Annotated in this window: 26 protein-coding genes; 19 read left to right on the top strand and 7 right to left on the bottom strand. The window is 25.0% G+C overall.

Features of this window, described 5'->3' with window-relative positions; translation table 11 throughout:
* Positions 1-64 precede the first annotated feature (64 nt).
* Together ABLL_RS08515 and ABLL_RS08510 are read left to right on the top strand one after the other, a co-directional pair.
* Positions 65-1,120 carry an NAD(P)-dependent alcohol dehydrogenase gene (locus ABLL_RS08515; RefSeq protein ID WP_014474386.1) on the top strand — a complete coding sequence of 352 codons (1,056 nt, stop codon included), beginning with the start codon at positions 65-67 and terminating at the stop codon, positions 1,118-1,120.
* Positions 1,121-1,192: 72 nt separating this feature from the next.
* The gene (locus ABLL_RS08510) at positions 1,193-1,543 is read left to right on the top strand and encodes a zinc ribbon domain-containing protein YjdM (RefSeq protein ID WP_014474385.1); all 351 of its coding nucleotides are present in this window, start codon (positions 1,193-1,195) and stop codon (positions 1,541-1,543) included.
* A gap of 45 nt (positions 1,544-1,588) precedes the next feature.
* Here the strand turns inward: ABLL_RS08510 and ABLL_RS08505 are convergent, their stop codons facing one another.
* A complete protein-coding gene (locus ABLL_RS08505) occupies positions 1,589-2,125 on the bottom strand; it encodes a carboxymuconolactone decarboxylase family protein (protein WP_014474384.1) in 537 nt (178 codons plus the stop codon).
* A 91-nt stretch (positions 2,126-2,216) separates the two neighbouring features.
* Here ABLL_RS08505 and ABLL_RS08500 point away from each other — a divergent pair, with 91 nt between their 5' ends.
* Together ABLL_RS08500 and ABLL_RS08495 are read left to right on the top strand one after the other, a co-directional pair.
* On the top strand, positions 2,217-2,792 hold the full coding sequence (locus tag ABLL_RS08500; RefSeq protein ID WP_014474383.1) for a TetR/AcrR family transcriptional regulator: 576 nt from the start codon (positions 2,217-2,219) through the stop codon (positions 2,790-2,792).
* A gap of 1 nt (position 2,793) precedes the next feature.
* Positions 2,794-3,411 (top strand): hypothetical protein, encoded by a 618-nt coding sequence (locus ABLL_RS08495; protein WP_014474382.1) that lies wholly within the window; start codon positions 2,794-2,796, stop codon positions 3,409-3,411.
* Between the two features lie 14 nt (positions 3,412-3,425).
* Here ABLL_RS08495 and ABLL_RS08490 read toward each other — a convergent pair whose 3' ends face one another.
* A complete protein-coding gene (locus ABLL_RS08490) occupies positions 3,426-4,436 on the bottom strand; it encodes a sensor histidine kinase (protein ID WP_014474381.1) in 1,011 nt (336 codons plus the stop codon).
* Positions 4,437-4,660: 224 nt separating this feature from the next.
* On the opposite strand from ABLL_RS08490, the gene ABLL_RS08485 reads away from it, so the two are divergent.
* From ABLL_RS08485 to ABLL_RS08475, 3 genes are all read left to right on the top strand, one after another.
* Positions 4,661-5,713, top strand: coding sequence for a GIY-YIG nuclease family protein (locus ABLL_RS08485; protein ID WP_173363177.1), 1,053 nt, complete (start codon positions 4,661-4,663; stop codon positions 5,711-5,713).
* Between the two features lie 11 nt (positions 5,714-5,724).
* A complete protein-coding gene (locus tag ABLL_RS08480; RefSeq protein ID WP_014474379.1) occupies positions 5,725-6,315 on the top strand; it encodes a Crp/Fnr family transcriptional regulator in 591 nt (196 codons plus the stop codon).
* 78 nt (positions 6,316-6,393) lie between these two features.
* The gene (locus ABLL_RS08475) at positions 6,394-6,921 is read left to right on the top strand and encodes an NAD(P)H-dependent oxidoreductase (protein WP_014474378.1); all 528 of its coding nucleotides are present in this window, start codon (positions 6,394-6,396) and stop codon (positions 6,919-6,921) included.
* A gap of 35 nt (positions 6,922-6,956) precedes the next feature.
* On the opposite strand, the gene sugE is transcribed toward ABLL_RS08475, so the two are convergent.
* Positions 6,957-7,274, bottom strand: coding sequence for a quaternary ammonium compound efflux SMR transporter SugE (gene sugE, locus ABLL_RS08470; protein ID WP_014474377.1), 318 nt, complete (start codon positions 7,272-7,274; stop codon positions 6,957-6,959).
* A 201-nt stretch (positions 7,275-7,475) separates the two neighbouring features.
* Between sugE and ABLL_RS08465 the strand changes: the two genes are divergently transcribed.
* From ABLL_RS08465 to ABLL_RS08440, 6 genes are all read left to right on the top strand, one after another.
* Positions 7,476-8,357, top strand: coding sequence for a DMT family transporter (locus tag ABLL_RS08465; RefSeq protein ID WP_014474376.1), 882 nt, complete (start codon positions 7,476-7,478; stop codon positions 8,355-8,357).
* Positions 8,358-8,366: 9 nt separating this feature from the next.
* Complete coding sequence (locus ABLL_RS08460; RefSeq protein ID WP_014474375.1) at positions 8,367-9,182, top strand: aldo/keto reductase; 816 nt, start codon at positions 8,367-8,369, stop codon at positions 9,180-9,182.
* Between the two features lie 99 nt (positions 9,183-9,281).
* Positions 9,282-11,954: a diguanylate cyclase gene (locus ABLL_RS08455; protein WP_014474374.1), complete on the top strand. Its 2,673-nt coding sequence runs from the start codon at positions 9,282-9,284 to the stop codon at positions 11,952-11,954.
* A 32-nt stretch (positions 11,955-11,986) separates the two neighbouring features.
* A complete protein-coding gene (locus tag ABLL_RS08450; RefSeq protein ID WP_014474373.1) occupies positions 11,987-12,832 on the top strand; it encodes a helix-turn-helix transcriptional regulator in 846 nt (281 codons plus the stop codon).
* 63 nt (positions 12,833-12,895) lie between these two features.
* Positions 12,896-13,420: a YbhB/YbcL family Raf kinase inhibitor-like protein gene (locus ABLL_RS08445; RefSeq protein WP_014474372.1), complete on the top strand. Its 525-nt coding sequence runs from the start codon at positions 12,896-12,898 to the stop codon at positions 13,418-13,420.
* 56 nt (positions 13,421-13,476) lie between these two features.
* Positions 13,477-15,408, top strand: coding sequence for a diguanylate cyclase (locus tag ABLL_RS08440; RefSeq protein ID WP_014474371.1), 1,932 nt, complete (start codon positions 13,477-13,479; stop codon positions 15,406-15,408).
* Here the strand turns inward: ABLL_RS08440 and ABLL_RS08435 are convergent.
* A complete protein-coding gene (locus ABLL_RS08435; protein ID WP_014474370.1) occupies positions 15,405-16,283 on the bottom strand; it encodes a LysR substrate-binding domain-containing protein in 879 nt (292 codons plus the stop codon). The genes ABLL_RS08440 and ABLL_RS08435 overlap by 4 nt on opposite strands.
* 99 nt (positions 16,284-16,382) lie before the next feature.
* On the opposite strand from ABLL_RS08435, the gene ABLL_RS08430 reads away from it, so the two are divergent.
* Positions 16,383-17,405, top strand: coding sequence for a YeiH family protein (locus ABLL_RS08430; protein ID WP_014474369.1), 1,023 nt, complete (start codon positions 16,383-16,385; stop codon positions 17,403-17,405).
* An 18-nt stretch (positions 17,406-17,423) separates the two neighbouring features.
* Here ABLL_RS08430 and ABLL_RS08425 read toward each other — a convergent pair whose 3' ends face one another.
* From ABLL_RS08425 to ABLL_RS08415, 3 genes are all read right to left on the bottom strand, one after another.
* Positions 17,424-18,158, bottom strand: coding sequence for a DsbC family protein (locus ABLL_RS08425; RefSeq protein ID WP_014474368.1), 735 nt, complete (start codon positions 18,156-18,158; stop codon positions 17,424-17,426).
* A 108-nt stretch (positions 18,159-18,266) separates the two neighbouring features.
* Positions 18,267-19,166, bottom strand: a complete 900-nt coding sequence (locus ABLL_RS08420; RefSeq protein ID WP_014474367.1) for an AEC family transporter — start codon at positions 19,164-19,166, stop codon at positions 18,267-18,269.
* Between the two features lie 3 nt (positions 19,167-19,169).
* Positions 19,170-19,541: a helix-turn-helix domain-containing protein gene (locus ABLL_RS08415; protein ID WP_014474366.1), complete on the bottom strand. Its 372-nt coding sequence runs from the start codon at positions 19,539-19,541 to the stop codon at positions 19,170-19,172.
* Positions 19,542-19,671: 130 nt separating this feature from the next.
* Between ABLL_RS08415 and ABLL_RS08410 the strand changes: the two genes are divergently transcribed.
* The 5 genes from ABLL_RS08410 to ABLL_RS08390 are packed head-to-tail and all read left to right on the top strand — an operon-like array spanning position 19,672 to position 23,176.
* Positions 19,672-20,253: an NAD(P)H-dependent oxidoreductase gene (locus tag ABLL_RS08410; protein WP_014474365.1), complete on the top strand. Its 582-nt coding sequence runs from the start codon at positions 19,672-19,674 to the stop codon at positions 20,251-20,253.
* 9 nt (positions 20,254-20,262) lie between these two features.
* Positions 20,263-20,559 carry a putative quinol monooxygenase gene (locus ABLL_RS08405; RefSeq protein ID WP_014474364.1) on the top strand — a complete coding sequence of 99 codons (297 nt, stop codon included), beginning with the start codon at positions 20,263-20,265 and terminating at the stop codon, positions 20,557-20,559.
* A 12-nt stretch (positions 20,560-20,571) separates the two neighbouring features.
* Positions 20,572-21,603 (top strand): NADH:flavin oxidoreductase/NADH oxidase, encoded by a 1,032-nt coding sequence (locus ABLL_RS08400; protein WP_014474363.1) that lies wholly within the window; start codon positions 20,572-20,574, stop codon positions 21,601-21,603.
* A gap of 15 nt (positions 21,604-21,618) precedes the next feature.
* The gene (locus ABLL_RS08395) at positions 21,619-22,530 is read left to right on the top strand and encodes a DMT family transporter (RefSeq protein ID WP_014474362.1); all 912 of its coding nucleotides are present in this window, start codon (positions 21,619-21,621) and stop codon (positions 22,528-22,530) included.
* Between the two features lie 10 nt (positions 22,531-22,540).
* Positions 22,541-23,176: an NAD(P)H-dependent oxidoreductase gene (locus ABLL_RS08390; protein WP_014474361.1), complete on the top strand. Its 636-nt coding sequence runs from the start codon at positions 22,541-22,543 to the stop codon at positions 23,174-23,176.

The following is a 23,176-nucleotide window of genomic DNA, read 5'->3' as shown; positions in this document are numbered from 1 at the left end:
AAACTAATAATAGTTTTGATACATTACTAAAATAATAATTTTTACTTATAAGAGGAGAACCATTATGAAAGGTTTTGCAATGTTAAAAATAGGGCAAATAGGATGGATAGAAAAAGAAAGACCAACGTGTGGTGTAATGGATGCAATAGTAAAACCTATTGCTGTTTCACCTTGTTCTTCTGATGTTCATACTGTTTGGGCTGGTGCTTTAGGTGATAGACATAATATGATTTTAGGGCATGAAGCTGTTGGTGAAGTAGTAGAAGTTGGTTCACTTGTAAAAGATTTTAAAGTTGGTGATAAAGTTGTTGTTCCAGCAATTACTCCTGATTGGAATAGTTTAGAAGCTCAAAGAGGTTATTCTATGCACTCAGGTGGTATGCTTGCTGGTTGGAAATTTTCAAACTTCAAAGATGGAGTATTTGCAGAATATTTTCATGTAAATGATGCAGATGGAAATTTAGCACTAATTCCAGAAGGTGTTGATCCAATAGAAGCTGTAATGTTATGTGATATGGTACCTACAGGTTTTCATGGTGTAGAACTTGCTGATGTTCAGTTTGGAGATAGTGTTTGTGTTATAGGAATTGGACCAGTTGGATTGATGGCAGTTGCAGGAGCAGCTTTGAGAGGTGCTTCAAAATTATTTGCAGTTGGTTCAAGACCAAAATGTGTTGAAATAGCTAAAGAGTTTGGAGCAACTGATATTATTAATTACCGTGAAGGTGATATAGTAGAGCAAATAATGGAAAAAACACAAGGAAAAGGTGTTGATAAAGTTGTCATTGCTGGTGGAAATTCTGATACTTTTGTTCAAGCTGTTAAAATAGTAAAACCTGGTGGAAGAATAGGAAATGTAAATTATTTAGGTAGTGGTGATTTTATTCAAATTCCAAGAGTTGAGTGGGGAAATGGAATGGCTCATAAAACAATAGTTGGTGGTTTGATGCCAGGAGGAAGACTGAGAATGGAAAAATTAGCTTCTTTAATACAAACAAATAGAATAAGTCCTAAAAAACTTATTACTCATAAATTTAATGGTATGGAACATATAGAAGAAGGTTTACTTTTAATGAAAGATAAGCCAAAAGATTTGATTAAACCTGTTGTGATTTTTTGATTAAAAAACTATTAAAATTATAAGAAAGCATTATTATTGTATAATATGGCATTTAATGTTTAAAGGAAAATAATGAGTCAATTACCAAACTGTCCAAAATGTGGAAGTGAATATACTTACGAAGATGGAGATTTATATATCTGTCCTGAGTGTGCACATGAGTGGTCTCAGGATTCATCTGTAGAGAGTAGTGATGGTGATACATTAGTTGTAAAAGATGCAAATGGTACTATTTTACAAGAGGGAGATGATGTAACTGTTATAAAAGATTTAAAAGTTAAAGGAAGTTCTTCAGGTATAAAAGTTGGTACTAAAATCAAAGGTATTAGACTTGTTGAGGGAAATGATGGTCACAATATCGACTGTAAAGTTACAGGTGTTGGAGCTATTAAATTAAAACAAGAGTTTGTTAAAAAATCTTAATTTAATCAACTAAGAAGTTTTGAGTTTTAAAACTTCTTAGAAATCTTAAGCCTTATAATTATCAATTTTAAAGGCGTTAAATAAAATATCTGTTGCTAACATTCTTGCTCCGTGATTTAGAGCATCTATTATATCTTTGTCTTGCCAATCTAACTTTCTTAAATCATTCATATCATTTTCATTTACTTTGTGAGGATTTTTCATAGAGTTGATTACAAATTTTAAAAGAGCATTTTCTTTTTGAGTTAATTTTGAACTATCTAAATCTTTTTTCATAGATTGTACTTCTTCAAGAGTCCATTTTGCGTAATTTACTAACATTGCTGTATTAAAATCGATACAAAAATTACACTCTTCTTTGCTTGATACACAAATTCTAATACTAGCAAGTAATGGCATTGATAAAGTAGGGTGAGTTGCGTAATATTTTATAAAATCTAATTGTTGTTTTAACAGCTCTGGACTTGAACTAAATAGTTTGGCATTATTTCCAACACTTCCTCTTACTTTGATAATTTCATTATAAATTTCTAGTAATTCACCGGTTGCTTCATTTGTTTCATATGTTTTTATAATTGGCATTTTATTTCCTTTATTTTTGTTAACAAGTTGGTCAAGTCTAATTTTAATAAAACTTGACCAGTTTGTCAAGTAAAAAATGTTATAATTTCAAATGGAAAATAATACAAGAAAAAATTTAATAGATTCAGCCTTTGATGAAATTTACTCAAAAGGTTATCAAGGTGCATCACTTACCACTATCTTAAAAAATGCAAAAGTACACAAAGGCTCAATGTATCATTTTTTTGAAAATAAAAAAGATATGGCATTGGTTTGTATAAAAGAAAAAATTTATGAAAGATTTGTTCAAAGATATTCTTTGATACTTACTTTAGAATCAGGTTACTTAGAAGCTTTTATAGATGGTTTAAAAGATACAACAAAAAGAGATTTTAACAAAGGTTGTCCTATTGCAAATGTTGTACAAGAGATGTCAAATATTGATGAAGATTTCAAAGTTTTGATGGAAGAGATATATCAAACATTTAGAAAAAATATAAAAGATATTTTGAATATTGCAATACAAAAAAATGAGATGAAAGAGTGTGATACAACAAAATTAGCTCTTTATATAGCTTCAACTATTGAAGGTGCTATTTTATCTGCAAAAGCTACTCAAAATATACAAGATTACGTAGATGTGATAGATATTTTATCTTCTTATATAATGTCATTTAAAAAGAGTTAATATGAATTTAGAAAAACTAAAAGATATGGAAGCTGAGTTTTTAACTTTTTATCCAACAGGTTTTGAAGATGCAAAATTTTTTCCAACTATGAAGAAGTTTAATCCATCAAAACTTGAAGAGTTTACAAAAGAAAATCTAAAAAAAGAGAATTTTTCAAACCCAAATTTGGTTGTTGATGCTTTTTTCAAAATTATTCAAAAATCTGTTTTAGTTTCATTGTTTGATAAACTAAAATTTAGAGATATGTTAGCAAATTTAACTTCTTATGAAAAAGATATGTTAAGTATAGAATTGTATGAATTATTACATGGAAATCAAAAAAATGGTTTTGAGGGATTAGTTGAGTTTTTAGCTCAATATAATCTTGCAAAATGGACGATAATCTCTGTTGTTTTATATTATAACGATAGACAAGTTGAGTATTTTATAAAACCTACAACTACAAAAAATGTACTTAAATATTTTGAAATAAAAGATTTAGTTTATAAACCAACTCCTAGTTTTGAATTTTATGATGCTTATAAAAAAGTATTAAATGAGATGAAAAAAAATGTAGATAAATCTGTGAGTTTTGATAATGCCGCATTTACAGGATTTCTAAGAATTGGAATGGAATAAAAATAATTTTATTTTTATTCACTATTTAGAGTTTTTGGTAGTTCTATTTCAAAAAGTGCACCTAAATAATTTTTATTTAAGTATTCAAATTGTGTATTTTTTGCCAAAATAATACCATTGAAACTTTTTTGTATAATTTGTAAAGACATATATAAACCAATTCCTGTTCCTTTTTTATCTCCTTTTGTTGTGAAGTAAGGTTCAAAAATTTTAGTTAAAATTTTTTCATTTATTCCTCCCGCATTATCTATAATTGATATAGAAAAATTGGAGTTAGTTTGAGAGGTTTTTATTTTGATAATTCTGTTTTTTATATCACTTTCTTCAAATTTGTCAATCGAATTATTAAATAAATTAATAAGAATTTGCATAAGTTGATTTTCAAAACCAAATATTTTAAAATCCTCAATCTCTTTTTTTATAGATATGCCGTTATTTGAAAATTGAGAATTAATAATTTTTAAGCATTTATCAATACAATTACTAATCAAAAAATTACTTTTAGGTGTATGAGGTGTATAAAAATCTCTAAAATCATCTACAGTTTGACATAAATAATTTATATTATTCATAATTTTTTCAAGTAATTCAATCTCTTTTTTATTATCAATAATTCCTAATTCTTTTTGCATTTTTATGCCACTTGCTGTTATGGTTATAACATTTAAAGGTTGTCTCCATTGATGAACAATATTTCCTAATAATTCACCAATTGTTGATAATTTTGATTGTTGAAAAAGTAAAAAATCTTTTTTTTTATTTTTCTCTTTTTCTTCTATTAAAGCATTGACATATTTTAAAAGAGATTTTTCTAAAAAGTTAGTTATGAAAAATGAACTATATAAAGATACAAAAAAGATAAAAATGGAGAAAAAAATCAATTCTTTATAGTAATAGTCAAATAATTCATTATGGTTAAAGTACAAAAAAAATGAAATAAAAAAATTAAACATAAGTATTATAACAAGAGGTGCATATTTTATAAAAAATAAAACTCTGTTTTCATTTTTTCTATTACTAAACATATTTTATCTCTCCTTTAAATTTATTTATAATTATTAAATAATAAAAGAATTTCCTTTTAATTTTTTAGATAAAATTATTTTTTCCAATTAAAAAGTTATTATCTTATCTTATCTTATCTTTCTATTAATCCTCCATTTTATTTATATTTAATTTTTAAGCCATTATGTTAGAATACAAAATGAAAAAAATCCCGTTTTATTTACTTATTAATAAACTTTATAATATGAGTTTTAAGAATTATTTTAATCATTTAAAAAAAAATATTTTATGTACAGAGTGGTTCAAAAAAGCTTGCAAAGAGAAAAAAATCACAATAAGATATTTATCAAAAAATTATTTTTCAAATGAAATAAAAAATTCTTATCTAAAATATAAAAAAGATACAGTATATTTTTTTAAACTCTTTTTATTGAAATTTGAATATAAAGAGAAATTAGAAAATGATAATCATTTAAAACTTTTAAATGTAAATATTAAAAATGAAACTATATTTAATGTAGTTTCTCTTTTGTTTTCACTACAAAAACAATTTTTGAATACAAATTATTATCAAGATATAAATATCTTTGATAGAAAAACATTTATTGTTAAATATTATGAAAAATATAATTCTTATATTGATCTTTCAATTTTGTCAAAAATTTTGAACAATGTTTTATATTTATGTGGAAATAATATATATAAATTGACTTATTTAATACCTCCAAAAAGATTTTTGTACTCTTTATATATAAAGGAGTTGATAAATTCTGATATAAGTTTATTAAAAGGAGATTCTCAATTATCTGAAATTTTATTTGAAAAATATGGTATAAAAATATCAAGAAGAACAGTTTGTGATATTAGAAATAAATTTTTAATTCCTAAAATACAAAAAAAGAAATCTTTTAATTTTTATTTATATCATGAAAATTTTTATTGTGATAAAAAAAAATTAGATAAATTAAATATTTCACATTTAGAAAATAATGTAAAAGGAATTTATGAGTTATCTTCTAATAAAATAAATAAATATCCTTTTTCAAAAAATAGTATTTTATATATAGGTTCATCAAAAAATATAAAAAAGAGATTGTGGACTTATACTTCTGAATATGCGCATACAGAGCAAATTAGGAATTTTTTGGAAAAAAATGAAGATGTATATTTTAGGATAATCAAAACTTTGGATTATAAAGAGTTTGAAATGCATTTTATTAATGCTTTTATAGATATGAATGGTGAATTACCAAAATTAAATAAACAACGAGTTTTAAATGCAAATTCTTTTGTTTAGTGGAGAATAAATTGATAGAAAGTTATTATAATCAACTAAGAGAAAGTTGTAAAAAATATTTTGATTTTGATGATGAAAATTTTGAAAGATTAAAAAATATTACTTTTTTAAAAAAGATAAAAAAAGGAGAAGTTTTACTTGATAATTATTCCAAAGCAAAATATATCTATTTTATCTGTAAAGGAATTTTACGAACTTATTATTTAGGTGAAAATGGTGAAATTTATACAAAAAATCTTTTTAGTGAAAACTACTTTTCAGCTTCAAAAGTATCACTTCTTACAAAAGAAGATTCATATTTAAATATTGATGCTTTGGAAGATTGCACACTTATTTTTATAGATTTTGATAAATACAAAGAGTTGATAGATAAATATAATGAATTTAAAACTTTTTATATAAATTATTTAGAAAAAAATTGGGTAATAGTAAAAGAAAAAAATGAAATATCTTTAATCCTTGATGATGCAACAACTAGATATGAAAATTTTGTAAGAAATAATCCAAATATAGAAAATAGAATCGCTTTACATCATATTGCAAATCATTTAGGTATAACTCCAACTCAGTTGAGCAGAATTAGAAAAAAGTTGAATAAATAAAGCTTTCTAATCAACATATGTAAATGACTTAAATATCTTTTTTTATTAGTATTCTGATAAATTTTTTAAAGGAATAGTATGAAAAAAGTTTTGGTAAATTTGGTTCATCCAAATATAAAAAATTCAAAAGTAAATAAGATATTGGCTCAAACTGTTGCAAATGAAGAAAATGTAACTCTAAATAATTTATATGAAAAATACCCAGATTTTAAAATTGATGTAGAAAAAGAACAAAAGCTACTTTTAGAAAATGATATTATTATATTTCAATTTCCTATGTATTGGTTAAGTTCACCAGCACTTTTAAAAGAGTGGTTAGATGTAACTTTAACTTATAATTTTGCTTATGGAGAAAACTATAAACTAAAAGGAAAAATTTTAATTATTGTTGTAAGTACAGGAGCAAGTCTTAAAGAGTTTAGTTCAGAAGGAAGTAATAAATTTACAGTAGAAGAGATTTTAAATTCTTTTGAAGCAGTTGCAAGTTATATAAATATGATTTATCAAAAACCTTTTATAACTTATGAAACATTTGTTTTGGATAATGAAAAACTAAAATTAATTGCAAATAATTATATAAAATATATAAAAGATTTATCTATGTAAATATAAAAGTATTTCAAAAGAAATACTTTTATATTTTAAGAAGTTGTAAATTTAAGTCCGATAATACCTAATATAATAAGTAAAATACTTATAATTTTTATAATATTTACAGAATCATTAAATAAAATTATTCCAGCTATTACAGTTCCAACAGTTCCTATTCCTACCCAAACAGCATAAGCAGTTCCTAAAGGAAGAGTTTTTAAAGAAATACTTAATAACCAAATACTAATCAGCATTGCAAATATTGTAAATAAACTTGGGATTAATTTTGAAAAACCATCTGTATATTTAAGACCAATTGCCCAAAATATTTCAAAAATTCCAGCAATAACAAGTGTGACCCAACTCATAAAAATTCCTTTTTTATAATTTGAGGCCGTCCTCTATGAAATGAAGTGGCAAGGTCGTCCTTGCTTTCTTGTATAAATTTTATACTTTTTTAGGTAATAAGTTAATAAATATACAGTAATCTTCTAAAAATCAACATATGTAAATGACTTTAATTGTATATTTCATTAATATTATAAGAATTTATTTTAAAAGGATTTTTTTTGGAAGAGAAATTAAAAGCACATTTATATGTGTTATTTGCAACATTTTTAATAGCTGGATCTTTTATTGCATCTGCTAAACTTTCAGGCGTTATTGATTCTATTTCTTTGACTTTATATAGATTTGTTTTAGCAGCTATTATTTTAGCTCCAATTGTTTTGATAAAAAAAGAGTATAGAAAAAAGATTATTTCAACTTTTCCAAGAGCTATGATTATAGGATTATTTTATTCTTTATATTTTATTGGAATGTTCAAAGCTTTGGAGACAACAACAGCTTTAAATACAGGAACTTTATATACCTTAGTTCCTTTAATGACCGCGATTTTATGTATATTCTTTTTTAAAGAAAAAATGAATTTAAAACAACTTTTTATATATTTTATAGGAATTGTAGGTACTTGTATAGTTGTATTCAAAGCAGATTTTGAATTGTTTTTAGGTTTTTCTTTAAATGAAGGAGATATTATATTTTTACTTGCTTCAACTTCTATGGCTTTGTATTCGATATTTTTGAAACTTCTACATAAAAAAGGAGATATTCTTTTAGTGTTAGTTTTTACAACACTAATTGGTGGATGTTTTTGGATGTTTCTTACTATGCAGGTTTTAAATATACCTTTTGGATGGGAAAAAATAAAAGGTGATTTGTTTTATTGGATGGCTTATTTAGTTATTGGAACAACAATTGTAACTCTATATTTATATCAAAAAAGTTCTATTATTTTAGGTCCAAAAAAACTGATGGCTTATGTATATCTAAGTCCTGCAATGGTTGCTATTTTATCTTTTATAATAGAAAAACAGACTATTAATTTTAATGTTTTTATAGGGATTATCATATCAACATTTGCTACAATGATTCTATTAAAACAGAAGTGAGAAAATATTATGAAAATACCAAATATGATTTATGGAACAGCTTGGAAAAAAGAAAACACAACTGCTTTAGTTTTTGAAGCTTTAAAACAGGGATTTAGAGCTGTTGATACAGCTTGTCAACCAAGACATTATCGAGAAGATTTAGTTGGCTTTGGTTTACAAAAAGCTTATGATAATAAAATTGTAAAAAGAGAAGATTTATTTATTCAAACAAAATTTACACCAATTGATGGGCAAGATAAAAATAATATGCCTTATTTAGAGAGTGATGAAATAGAAATTCAAGTGGAAAAATCTTTTGAAACTTCTAAAAAAAATCTAAAGACAAATTTTATAGATGCTTATATTTTACATTCACCGGTTTATCCTGGAAGTAAACTTCAAAAAGTCTGGCAAAAAATGGAAGAGTTTTTTGATGCTGGTGAAGTAGGGCAATTAGGAATTAGTAATTGTTATGATTTAGATGTTTTAGTTTACATTTATAACAATGCAAGAATAAAACCATCAATCGTACAAAATCGATTTTATGCTCAAAGTGGATATGATAAAGAAATAAGAGCTTTTTGTAATCAAAATGGTATAAAATACGAGAGTTTTTGGTCTTTAACTGCAAATCCAGATATTTTGACAAGTGCGATTTTACAAACTTTATCACAAAAATATCAACGAGGTGTTGCTGAGATTTTTTATAGATTTTTAAATCATATAAATATAACGCCTTTAAATGGTACAACGTCTACAGAACATATGATTGAAGATTTGAAAATTGGTGAGTTTGAATTGTTAGATATAGAAATAAAAGAGATTTATAAATTGTTAGATTAAATCAGTTTATTTATTAAACAAAATAATTACTTATTATTTAAACCTTTAGATATAATAATTTAATAAAGATTTAAAATTTTATCTATAAAGGTTTAAAATATGGGAATAATTAAAAATGTTTTTAAATCTAAAATATTATTAATAATTTTATTATTTACATTTGTTTATTCTCAAGAAAAAGTAACTTTACAACTAAAATGGTTTCATCAATTTCAATTTGCTGGATATTATGCTGCAAAAGAAAAAGGTTTTTATGATGAAGTTGGTTTAGATGTTGAGATAAAAGAAAGAGATTTAAAATTTAATAATATAGAACAAGTAATAAAAGGTGAATCTCAATATGGAGTTGCAGATTCTGCTTTATTCTTGTATAAGATTACAAATGAACCAGTTGTTATAGTTGCTCCTATTTTTCAACACTCTGCAAATGTACTAATTTCATTGAAAAATAGTGGAATAGATTCTCCTTATGATTTAAATAATAAAAATATTTCAATTTATGCAAATAGCACAGATAGTTTTACAATATTAGCAATGTTAAAAAAATTAGGAATTAAACCAAACTTTTTACCAGAAAGAAAGAGTGATGATTATTTAAAATTAATAACAAAACAGATAGATTTAACTTCTGCATATTTAAGTAATGAACCTTTTTATTTCAAAGAAAAAGATATAGATATAAATGTCATAGATCCTATTTTTTATGGATTTGATTTTTATGGAGATATGCTATTTACAAATAAAGAAGAAGCTATAAATCATCCTTTAAGAGTTGAAAAGTTCAAAAGAGCAACATTAAAAGGTTGGGAATATGCCCTAAATCATAAAGAAGAAATAGTTCAACTAATTTATAATAAATATAGTGCTAAAAAATCTATTGAGCATCTTATGTTTGAAGCAGATGTTATTCAAAAAATGATTGATATAAAAAATGTTCCTTTAGGTACGCTTGATAAAGGACGTTTTAAATATATCTCTGATTTATATAAAGATTATGGATTAGATAATAAAAACTTAAATGTAAAAGATTTTATTTTTGATGAGTTTGAAAATCATCTTAATTTAACAAAAGAAGAGTTGAATTTTATAAAAAATAAAAAAGAGATTACTTATTGTATTGACCCAAATTGGATGCCTTTTGAAAAAAATATTGAATCAAAACATATTGGAATTACAGCAGATTATTTTAAAATTTTTCAAGAAGAGTTGAGCATTCCTTTTAAATTTGTACCAACAACAAATTGGAGTGAGTCTTTATCTTTTATTGAAAATAAAAAATGTGATTTTTTATCTTTACTTATTGTCTCTGAAAAACGTAAAAAATTTTTAAATTTTACAAAACCTTATTTACAATCACCTTTAGTTGTTGTAACTAGAAATGATGAGATTTTTATCTCTAGTATTTTGGATATTGAAAATAAAAAAGTTGGAATTGTAAAGGATTATGCTTTTATTGAGATTTTAAAAGAGAAATATCCAAATCTTAATATTGTTGAAGTAAAAGATATAGAAGATGGATTAAATAGAGTTAAATCAAAAGAGTTATACGGTTTTATAGATACTTTGACTACAGTTGCTTATATGATACAAAATAAATATGTAACACAACTAAAAATTAGTGGAAAATTTGATGAAACCTTAGATTTATCTATTGGAACAAGATATAATGAACCTTTATTAACTAATATTTTTAATAAAGTAATAAATAGTGTCTCTAGTGAAGATAAACAAATAATTATTAATAAATATACTTCAATTAAAGTTGAAGAAAAGATGGATTATAAACAGATTGTTTTATGGGTTTTAGGAACAATTTTTTTATTTGGAATAATTCTATTTATTTTTATAAATGCAAATTTAAAACTTACAAAAGAGATAAGAAAAAGAGAAGAAATTGAAAAAAGACTAAAAAGTTTCAATGAGTTAATTGATGAAAATATTATCTCTTCTTCAACCGATTTAAGAGGATACATAACTGATGTTTCAAATGCTTTTTGTCGTATTAGTAAATATTCAAGAGAGGAATTGATAGGTAAAAATCAAAATATTGTAAGACATCCAGATATGAGTAGTGAAGTTTATAAAGAGTTATGGAAAACAATAAGTTCAAATAAGATATGGGAAGGAGAGATAAAAGATAGAGCAAAAGATGGAACAGATTATTGGATACATATAAAAATAACTCCAAAATTTGATGAATTTAATAATAAAATTGGCTATATATCTATAAAACAAGATATTACAGATAAAAAAATTATTGAAGAAATATCAATTACAGATGGATTAACTAATCTTTATAATCAACGATACTTTAATGATTTTTCTCAAAAATTTATAAATAGTGCAAAACGAGAAAATCATTTTATTTCTTTTTTAATAATAGATGTTGATTACTTTAAACAATATAATGATACTTATGGACATTTGATGGGTGATAATGTTTTGAAAAAAGTTGCAACAGCTTTAAAAGATTATAGTTCAAGATCTGATGATTATTGTTTTAGATTAGGTGGTGAAGAGTTTGGAATATTATTTAAGTCAAAAAATCAAGAAAAGGCTTTTCAATTTGCAAAAATGATTCTAGAAAATATTGAAAATCTAAAAATAGAACATAAAAGTAGCATTGTTAGTAAATATATAACTGTATCAATGGGCTTATTTAGTGATTATTCAAAAAATATTATAGATATTGATGATATTTATAAAAAAGCTGATAAAATGCTCTATCTTGCAAAAGAAACTGGTAGAAATAGGGTGATAAATGAGCTCTAGATTCTATTTTAAAGATAAAAGTAAAGAGTTAAATGAAAGTTGTATTACCTAATTTTTTAGAAAAGAATTATAAATTAAACAAGTTAGAAAATTTATCAATTTGTCAATATATCCAATATGAAGAACAATATAAAAATGAAGTTTTTACTTCAACAAATATGCTTATATTTGTGATAAAAGGTTCAAAAATACTCAATTTTAAAGATGAAAAAATCGTTGTAGATTCACAAGATGTACTTTTTTTGAAAAGTGGAAATTATGTAATGAGTGAAATTTTAGATGGTTATTATGAATCAATATTATTTATGTATGATGATGTTTTACTTTTAGACTTTATAAAAAAGTATAATTTAAATTTTGATAAAAAAGATATATTTGATAAAAATATTTTAAAAATAAAAAAAACATCAAAGTTTGATATTTTTCAGTCTTCAGTTTTAGAATATCTGCAAACAGCAAGTATAAATCAAGAATTTATCATAAAACTAAAGTTAGAAGAGGCTTTTTTAAATATTTTAGAATCAGATACAAAAGAAGAGTTTAAATGTTTTTTATCTTCTATTTATGAAAATAATTATTTTAAAACAAAAATTGAAAAAGAGTTTGAGATAGATAAAAATATACTTTTATTTGCAAAAGAGTTTCAAATTACAGATTTGGCTTTTAGAAATAAATTTAAAGATACTTTTGGAATAACTCCAAAAAAATGGCAAAATAAAAAAAGACTTGAAAAAGCAAAATTATTACTTGAAACAACAAATTATAATGTTACAGAAGTGTGTCAGACTTGCGGATTTGATAATATCTCTTGGTTTATACAGAGCTTTAAAAAAGAGTATAAAATCACTCCAAAACAGATAAAAAACAACAAAAATTGAAGTTTTTCTAATAGAATAATTTTTTTTAATAATATATACTATGAAAATTAAAAGGAGAAAATTATGAAGAAAATAGCATTATCAATATTTTTTAGTGCAAGTATGATTTTTGCACAAAATTTTACATTAAGTAGTTCTGATTTACAAGGACAATTAACATCAAAACAAGTATTTAATGGTTTTGGATGTACAGGAGAAAATATATCTCCTGAACTTTCATGGAAAGATGCTCCAAAGGGTACAAAATCTTTTGCAATTACTGCTTATGATCCTGATGCACCAACTGGTTCTGGATGGTGGCATTGGATAGTTTTTGATATATCAAAAGATAAATTTACATTACCAACTGGTTTTGGAAATAGTGAATCAAAAAATGCAATCCAAAGTATAACTGATTATGGTAAAAGTGGTTTTGGTGGTGCTTGTCCTCCTGTTGGAGATAAAGCACATAGATATGTATTTACTGTACATGCACTTGATATAGAAACTTTAGGATTAGATAAAAATGCAAATCCTGCACTAGTGGGGTTTTATTTAAATTCTCATACGCTTGCTAAAGCTTCTTTAATTTCATATTATGGAAGATAAGTAAAAGAAAGAATATACTACAATATATCCTATAACATAAAATAGGAATTTTAGACGTGAGTGTACAAATTAGTATTGAAGATTATAAATTCAGTGATTTAATTGATATTGTTGATTTTAAGCAGTTACTTGAAAGTTTTTATAAAGCGACTAAAATTCCAAATACTCTACTTGATTCAGGTAATAAAATCATTTCTCAATTTGGTTTAACAAAAGCTTGTTCTCAGTTTTATAAAACTAATTTTGAGAGTGATTTATTAAAAGAGTTTATTGATGGAAAAAAACCTTACTCTTTTTGTAAAAATGGACTTATGTATTATTCAACTCCAATAGTTGTAGAAAATCATCATTTAGCAACTCTTATTTTAGGAGAATTTTTAGATAAGACTCCAAGTAAACTATTTTTTACTCAACAAGCAGAAAAATTTAATTACGATAAAATCAAATATCTTGAAGCAATAAATAGTATTCCTATTATTAAAAAAGAGCAAATAGAGTCTTTAATGAATTGTATTGTTCAAATGGCCAAAATGCTTGCAAATAATGCTTTACTTAAATTTCGAGAAACAAAATTAGAAGATAATTTAAATAAAAGCACAGAAGAAAAAAGTGAGTTAAAAAATATTTTAGATTTCTCTCCAATTGGTATTGCTTGGTCAGATGAAGATGGTAATATAAAATATCTTAACCATCAATTTATAAAACTTTTTGGTTATACGATTGATGATATACCTACTGTTCAAGTTTGGTATGAAAAAGCTTATCCTGATATAAAATATAAAAAAGAGGTTATTGAACCTTGGCATAAAGAAGTTGTTATTTCTAAACAAACAGGAATTTTAGTCCCTGATTTAGAAGTTACAATAAGATGTAAAGATGGAAGTGAACGACGGGTATTTGTAAGAGTGTCTTGGATTGGAAATAAAAGACTTGTTAATTTTAATGATATAACTCAACATTGGAAAAGTGAACTAAGAAATCATATACATGACTCCATGTTAGAAATGGTAGCTAAAAATACATCTTTATCAGATATTTTAAATACAATCGTTAAAAATATGGAATATGAAGATCCTGGTTCTTTTTGTAGCGTTTTATTACTTGATAAAGATGAAAAACATTTGATTTTAGGTGCTGCACCAAATTTACCTGATTTTTATAATAAAGCTGTAAATGGCGTTAAAATTGCAGAAGGAGTTGGTTCTTGTGGTTCTGCTGCTTATCTTAAAACACGTGTAATTGCAGATGATATAAGCACTCATAAATATTGGCAACCATATAAAAGTTTAGCTTTACGTGCTGGATTAGCATCTTGTTGGTCTGAACCAATTATGTCTTCAACTGGTAAATTATTAGGTACATTTGCAATTTATCACTCAAAACCTTCAATTCCAAATTCTAGTGATATGGAACGTATTAATTTTGCTGCAAACTTAGCTTCTATTGCAATAGAAAATAGAAATACAAGATTAGAACTTGAGCATAGAGCATATTTTGACTATCTTACAGATTTACCTAATCGAAGATATTTTATAGAACAAGCAGAACTTGAATTATCTCGTTATCATAGATATGGTGGTGAACTCTCTTTGATAATGTTTGATATTGATCATTTTAAACAAATAAATGACAAATATGGGCATAGTATAGGAGATTTAGTTCTTCAGAATTTAGCAAAAATTAGTCGATTGATTTTAAGGGATGTTGATTTAATTGGGCGTATAGGTGGAGAAGAATTTGCTATCATTTTACCTCAAACTAATATTTCAGAAGCTTTAAATGTTGCAAAGAGATTACAAACAGCAATTTTAAATGAAAAAATTATTGTAAATGAAGAAATTTCTTTTAATTTTGCAGCTTCTTTTGGTATTACATCTGCTTGCAAATGTACAAACATAGATGATTTATTGATTCAAGTAGATTTAGCATTGTATAAAGCAAAAAATAGTGGAAGAAATCAAATTTGTATCTCTAATAAAAATGATTAAATTTGATTTCTAAATTGTTCTTTTATAAAAGATATAAAAGTTTCAAAAAGTAGATTTTTTGATTTTTCTTTATGATAAATCAAATAAAACTCTCTTTTTAACTCTAAATTTTTTAGTTTTATTTCGAAGAGTTTTTTTTCTTCTAACTCTTTTTGAACAATCACTTTTGAAATTGCTGTTACTGTATCAGGATTATTTAAAACAATTGTTTTTATCTCTTCAAAATCTTGAAGTTGCATAAAAATATCTAATTCTTTTGCAATTTCACCAATTTTATGTATAAATATTTCTCTTGTTCCACTTCCAATTTCCCTTAAAATCCATTTTTTCTCAATTGTATCAATAAAAGCTTCTTTTTTGTAGTTTTTATCACTTGTAACAACTATTAATTCATCATTTCCTAATTTTTCTTTTATTAAGCTACTATTTTGTGTATCTACTTCAATAAGTCCAATATCAAGTTGAGATTTTAAAATATTTTCTATGATTTTACTTGAGTTTATTGTCAATATATCTAGTTTTACATCTTTATATTTTGATAAAAAATTATAATAGACATTTGGCATAATATAGTTTGAAATAGTTTTACTTGCAGCTATTTTTATATTTCCAGCTAGCTTATTTTCTTGAAAAATAGTTGTTGCATCAATAAGTGCTAGATAATGAGAAAGAGTTTTTTCTTTAAAATATTTTCCTTTTTCGTTTAATATCAGCTTTTTACCAATTCTATCAAAAAGTTGTTCATTTAGGCTACTTTCAAGTGATTTTATAGCTAAAGAGATTGCTGATTGACTTATATTTAATTCACTTGCAACTTGTGTAACTTGAGGATTTTCACTTAATTTATAAAAAAAATTTAACTCTTTTAATGTCATATTTTTCCTTATTAAAAATATTAATCATTATATTAAAAATAATATATTTTACAAATTAAAAGATTAGAGTTATACTTCTACAATTAAAGGAGTTTTATTATGAAAACTAATAATAAAAGTATTATAAATACTTTTTATGGTGTTTTATTTGTAGGTATTTTTGCATTAATTGCAACAATTATAGCAGAAGCTGAATTTTTTAAAAAATTAGGAATTAGTCCTCTTATTATTGGTATTATTCTTGGAATTTTTTATGCAAATACTTTAAAACATAAACTTCCAAATCCTTGGCAAAGTGGAATAATTTTTTCTACAAAATATATTTTAAGATTTGGAATTATTTTATATGGATTTAGACTTACTTTTCAAAATCTTCAAGAAGTTGGAATAAATGGGATTTTAATAGCTTTTTGTGTTGTTTTTTTTACTTTTATTTTTGGATATTTTATAGGAACAAAAGTTTTAAAAATGGATAAAGAGTTAACTATTTTATGTAGTGCAGGAAGTTCGATTTGTGGAGCAGCAGCTGTTATGGCAACTCAAAGTGTTTTGAAAAATGAAGCTTATAAAAGTGCTGTTGCTGTATCTTTTGTGGTGATTTTTGGAACAATTGGAATGTTTTTATATCCATTTTTAGATAAGTTAGGAGTTTTTCTTTTTACAAGTTCTCAAATGGGAGTTTATATAGGAGCAACACTTCATGAAGTAGCACATGTTGTTGCAGCTGGAAATGCTTTAGGTGAAGTTGTATCAACAAATGCAATTATTGAAAAGATGATAAGAGTTATATTTTTAGTTCCATTTTTGATTTTATTATCATTTTGGTTGATTAAAACAAATTTTCATACAAAAAAAGAGAAATCAAGAATAGTAATTCCTTGGTTTGCAATATTTTTTATAGTAGTAGTTGGATTTAATTCTTTGGAACTTTTGGAAGAAAATATAATAAAAAGTATAAATTATTTTGACACTTTTGCTTTAACTATGGCAATGACTGCTTTAGGAATGGAAACAAGTTATGATAAGTTTAAAAATACAGGAATAAAACCACTTTATTTATCATTGATTTTATTTATTTGGTTAATGGTTGGAGGATATTTTTTAGTTAAGTTCTTTTTTTAAGATAAGTATTTTTAATACTTATCTTACTTCAATTCCATATTTTTCTAGCATATTAACCCAAACAATATTATTACCATTTTTATCAAAAATTGTTGGTGTTCCTTGAACATTTAAATTTAATCCAATTTGAATTTGTTCTTCTAAATGTTTTTCAAGTTTAGCAAGTTGAGTTTGTGTATATTTTGAATTTTTTACTTTATCTAAATTTTCACTTGCATCAAACATAGCATCAATTTTTTCATTTGTTGTTTTTTTATTCATAATATATAAAGATAAATCTTTTGCATTTTCATGTGATTCTAAAGGATAATAAAACACTCTAATTTTAACTTTATCTTTTATTTGTGGTAAATATGATTCTAATTTTTTACAATATGGACATTCTGGATCTGTAAATAAAAAGTACTCTTCTTTTCCTGTTCCATAAACAAAAGCTTCTTTTCCTCTAACTCCTGTTAAATCAACTGGTGCAGATACTTTCATTCCATTATTTACATCAATAACATCACCTGAAAGAATAAGTTTTTTATCTTTTGTTAAATAAATTTCATCATTGTTCCCTTGAACTTTGATGCTTAAAATATAAATACTTCCAACATCAAAAGCTTTTGTTATTTGTATATTTGCTCTTTTAAATAGTTCTAATTGTTCCATTTGAGCTATTTCAGCTTTTGATACTTCTTTTGTTGCAGCATTTAAACTACAAGTTAGGATAAGAGAACTGATTAACATTTTTTTAGTTAAATCAAACATAAGGTTTCCTAATATAAAAATTTTGCGTATTGTATCTTTTTTATATTAAGAATGTGTGAAGTAATTTATAAATTACTTCACAATTTTACTTTTTAGAGTAACTTTATCTTATTTTATGAGAGTATAAAAAATTCCTGTTGTAAATAATGAGATAATTGTTCCATATCCTACAATTGCAGAACTTAATTTTGGGGCAAGTCCAGCCATAGATGCTATAGCACCTGCTGTTATCATAGTTGGCATTGCAGCTTCCATAATTGATACAATTGATGCTGTATTATGCCAATCAAATGTTTTACAAATAATAATTGCAATAATAGGTGCAATGAAAAGTTTTACAATAAGTGCGATACTAAAAGGTTTTATCTCTTCTTTTTGTAATTTTAGTTGAAGTTGAAGTCCAACTGCAACTAAAGCAAGAGGAACAATCGTACTAGAAAAAGCACTTAAAACTTTTATTGTAACTTGATTAAATTCTGTTCCAATTAATAATAAACCAACCATTAAAGCAATAAATGGTGGAAAAGTTAAAACTTTGAATGTAATCAATCTAAAAGTAACTTTACTATTACTAGAATAGAAACTTGCTATAAAAGTACCATAAATTGCAAGTGCAATAAAATTTCCTAATTGGTCATAAACTAAAATATAAGGAATAGAACTTTCTCCCATATAAGAAGTAATTATAGGAATACCAATAAATGAAGTATTTCCTAAAACTGCTACAAGCATAAGGCAACCTGTTACTTCTTTTGAAAAATTAAATATTTTAGATAAGAACAAAATTATTACTGCACTTAATGTCATAACTGTCCATGATATTATGATAGGAATAATTGCTTCAATAGAAATATCTAATTTTGGTATTTGTAATAAAATCATCGCTGGAAGAGAAATATAGATTAAAAATTGATTTAAAATCATAGGAGCATCTTTGGAAAAGATGTTTAATCTATTAATTATATAACCAATAGACATTGCTAAAATAATTAAAATAAAATTTTCCATCTTTTAGTCACAAAAAGTATTTTGACAAGGATTATCAGATGTAACTTTTCCAAATTCTTTTACATAATCAATTCCCCATTGATGCATCTCTTCTAAAACAGGTCTTAATTTTTCTCCACAAGGAGTTAAACTATACACAACTTTTGGTGGAACACTAGCAAAACATTCCCTATGAATAATATTTTTTTCTTCTAGTTCTTTTAGTTTTATTGTTAAAGTTTTTTGAGTTATTTCACTTATTATTTCATGTAATTCTTTAAATCTTTTTTCTCCATCAAGTAAGTGCCAAATAATTGCTAACTTCCATCTATCATTGAAAATATCCAGTGTTACAGCAACTGAACATCTATATTCTTTATCATTTATATAATACATAATTAAAATCCTTAAATTTGCAGTTTGAATTATAACATAAAGAAAATTAATTTCCATTACTTACCTAAAGTAAAGTAAGCATATATTAAGTTTGTTGTAAATATAATTTTCAAAATTAAAGGAGCAAATTATGAAAAAAGTTTTAATTTTAAATGGGCATCAATATTATAAAGGTCCAGCTAATGGTGAATTAACTAATCATTATATAGAAAAAGCAAAAGATTTTTTTTCTAAAAATGGATTTGAAGTAAAATATACTTATATGGAAAAAGGTTATGAAGTAGAAGAAGAGTGTGAAAAATTTGAATGGGCTGATTATGTTTTATTTCAATATCCAGTTTATTGGATGGGTGTACCTTGGATTGCAAAAAAATATTTTGATGAAACATTTACTCAAGGAAGACACTATGAAAGTGATGGAAGAAGTAGAAGTGATGCAAGTAAAACTTATGGAACGGGAGGATTATTAAAAGGTAAAAAATATATGTTAAGTGTAACTTATAATTGTCCATTAAGTGAATTTGACAATCCAAAAGGTTTTTTTGATGGTTTATCTTTAGACCAAGCTCATGTTGCAACTCATAAAACTTTTGAATTTTGTGGATTAGAACCACTTAAAACTTATTCTGTTCATGATATTTTTAAAGGTGATTTAGATTTAGCTAAAGAGTTAGAAAAATTTGAATCAGTTTTAAAAGAGAATTTTTTATAGGAAAAAAATATGAAAAATATTGTAATAGTTGCAACTATTAAAGCAAAAAAAGGTTTTAAAGATGAAGTTTACAATGAACTTTTAAAACTTCATAAAGCAACTCATGAATTTGATGAAGGTTGTATTCAATACGATTTACATAAAGATTTAAGCGATGAAGATAGTTTTACTTTTGTTGAAACTTGGGAAAATCAAGAACTTTTATCTTTACATGAAACAAAAGAGCATTTTAAAAAATTTGTATCTAAAACCGAAAATAAAATAGATGGTTTAACAATCAATAAACTAGAAAAATTAGAAATCTAAAAAGGATTTTTTATGAGCTTATTATTAAAAAGTGGAAATATTGGAGCATTAGAGTTAAAAAATAGAGTTGTTATGCCACCTATGTGTATGTATAAAAGTGATAATAGTGGAGAAATAAAAGATTTTCATAAATATCACTATGTATCAAGAGCTTTAGGTGGAGTAGGGTTTATTATAGTTGAAGCAACTGCAATAGAGCCAAAAGGAAGAATCTCTTCAAATGACTTAGGTCTTTGGGATGATTCTTTGATAGAAAAACATAAACAATTAAATAAAGATATACACTCTTTTGGTGCTAAAACTGCAATTCAAATTGCTCATGCAGGAAGAAAGTCAACTGTTATTGATTCAACTCCTATTGCTCCAAGTTCAATTGCTTTTTCAAAAGAGGCTCCATTTAAAATTCCTAAAGAAGTTTCAATAGAAGAGATAAAAAATATTAAAAAATTATTTATAAATGCAGCTTTTAGAGCAAAAGAGGCAGATTATGATGCTATTGAACTTCATGCAGCTCATGGCTATTTATTATGTGAGTTTTTATCACCAATTTCAAATAATAGAACAGATATTTATGGTGGAACTTTAGAAAATAGATGTAGATTAGTTTTAGAAATAGCCCATGAGATAAAACAAAAATTAGATTTGCCTTTGATTGTTAGAATTAGTGCTGATGAGTGGATGAATGGTGGTTGGAATATAGAAGATTCTATTTATTTATCAAAAGAATTAGAAAAAATTGGAATTGATGCAATTCATGTATCAAGTGGTGGAAATTTAGAGAAACCTAATAATGCTCCAATAATTCAACCTTTATATCAATCTTCTTGGGCAAAAAAAATAAAAGAAAAAGTGAATATTCCAGTAATTGCAGTTGGGTTAATTACAACAGCAATTGAAGGAGAATATTTACTTAAAAATAGTTCTTGTGATTTTGTTGCATATGGTAGAGAGTTACTTAGAAATCCAAATTTTGTTTTTTATGCAGCAAATGAATTTAAAGAAAAAGAGAAAATAAATGTCTCTTATCAAAGAGCATTTATATAATAGAAAGTAGATAAAATGATTCAAAAAAGTAATACCAAATATTTTATTGGTATGTTTATAGCTATGATAATTTGGGGAATTGCATGGACTTCAGGAAAAGCAGCAACAGAACATTCGAATCCAGAAGTTGCCACATTTTGGAGATATGCAATCTCTTTTTTAACGATAATTCCTGTTATTTTATATATGAAAACGGTTTTAAAAACAGATAAAATAGGATTAATTTATATGATAGGTGCTGGAATTTTAAGTGCTATATTTAATTATCTGTTTTTCAAAGGATTATCTCATGGAGCAGCTGGTTATGGAGGAACAATGGTAACCTCAATTGCTCCAATAATTACATATATATTATCAATTATAATTTTTAAAACCCAAGTATCAGCAAAACAGATTTTTGCACTTGGAATTGGAATTTTTGGTGCATTAGTTTTACTTCGTGTTCCTTCAGAAGGATTTGCTTTTTTAAATGTAAATAGTTCATATTTTTTAGCTTGTGCTGTAGTATGGGCTATGGTTACAATATTTTCACAAAAAGCATCAAAAAGAGCAGACCCGATGTTTTATACTTTAGTTGTTTTTGGGATTACTGGATTTATAAATATGATTTTTGCTTTACCTTATCATCCTTTTGCTTTTGCATCGTATGATTATGTATTTTGGTTAAATATTATTTATATTGGAGTTTTTTCAGGGACTTTTGCAATGACACTTTTTTTTGTATCAGCTGCAAAAATTGGAGCCCATAACACAGGAGTATTTATGTTTATAGTTCCCATAGGAGCGATAGTTTCAAGCTATTTTGCATATAATGAGAATATTGCTTTATCGACAATTATGGGATGTACTTTATCATTTGTTGCTGTTGTATTATTTAATACAAAAAGTAAATTAGAGCGATTAAAAGCCAAACAAAATTTAATTTAAAAGGATAATTATGGAAAAAACATTTATGGAAGCTATGGATTTTAGACATGCTTGTAAGATTTTTGATGAGACTAAAAAAATTAGTGATGAGGATATGAAATTTATTTTAGAAGCAGGAAGAAAAAGTCCGAGTTCTTTTGGTATGGAAGCTTGGAAGTTTTTAGTTATCACAAATGAAGAGTTAAAAGCAAAATTAAGACCTGCTTGTTGGGATCAACCACAAATTACAACTTGTTCTCATTTAGTTGTTGTTTTAGCTGGAATTGAAAGTGTAAAACCAGAATCTGGGATACCTGCTTTAAGATTTGGAAGACGTGAAATGCCTCAAGAGAAAAAAGATTTTTATAATAAATTATATAAAGACCATTTAACAGTTACAAAAGTTTTAGATAGTGATGAAAATGTTTTTGCTTGGACAGCTAAACAAACAGCATTTGCAGCTGCAAATATGATGACAGCAGCTGCAATTAAAGGAATAGATTCTTGTCCTATTGAAGGATTTGATAAAGCAAAAGTTGAAGAAATTTTAGGACTTGATACTAAAAAATATCAATTATCTTTAGTTTTACCTTTTGGATATAGAATAAATCCACAATCTAGTCAAATGAGATTAGCTTTTGATGAAGTAGTTGAATTTATAAAATAA

Origin of the sequence: Arcobacter sp. L (genome assembly GCF_000284235.1) — a bacterium.
Classification (GTDB): Bacteria; Campylobacterota; Campylobacteria; order Campylobacterales; family Arcobacteraceae; genus Aliarcobacter; species Aliarcobacter defluvii.
This window is presented reverse-complemented; position numbering and strand designations above follow the sequence as displayed.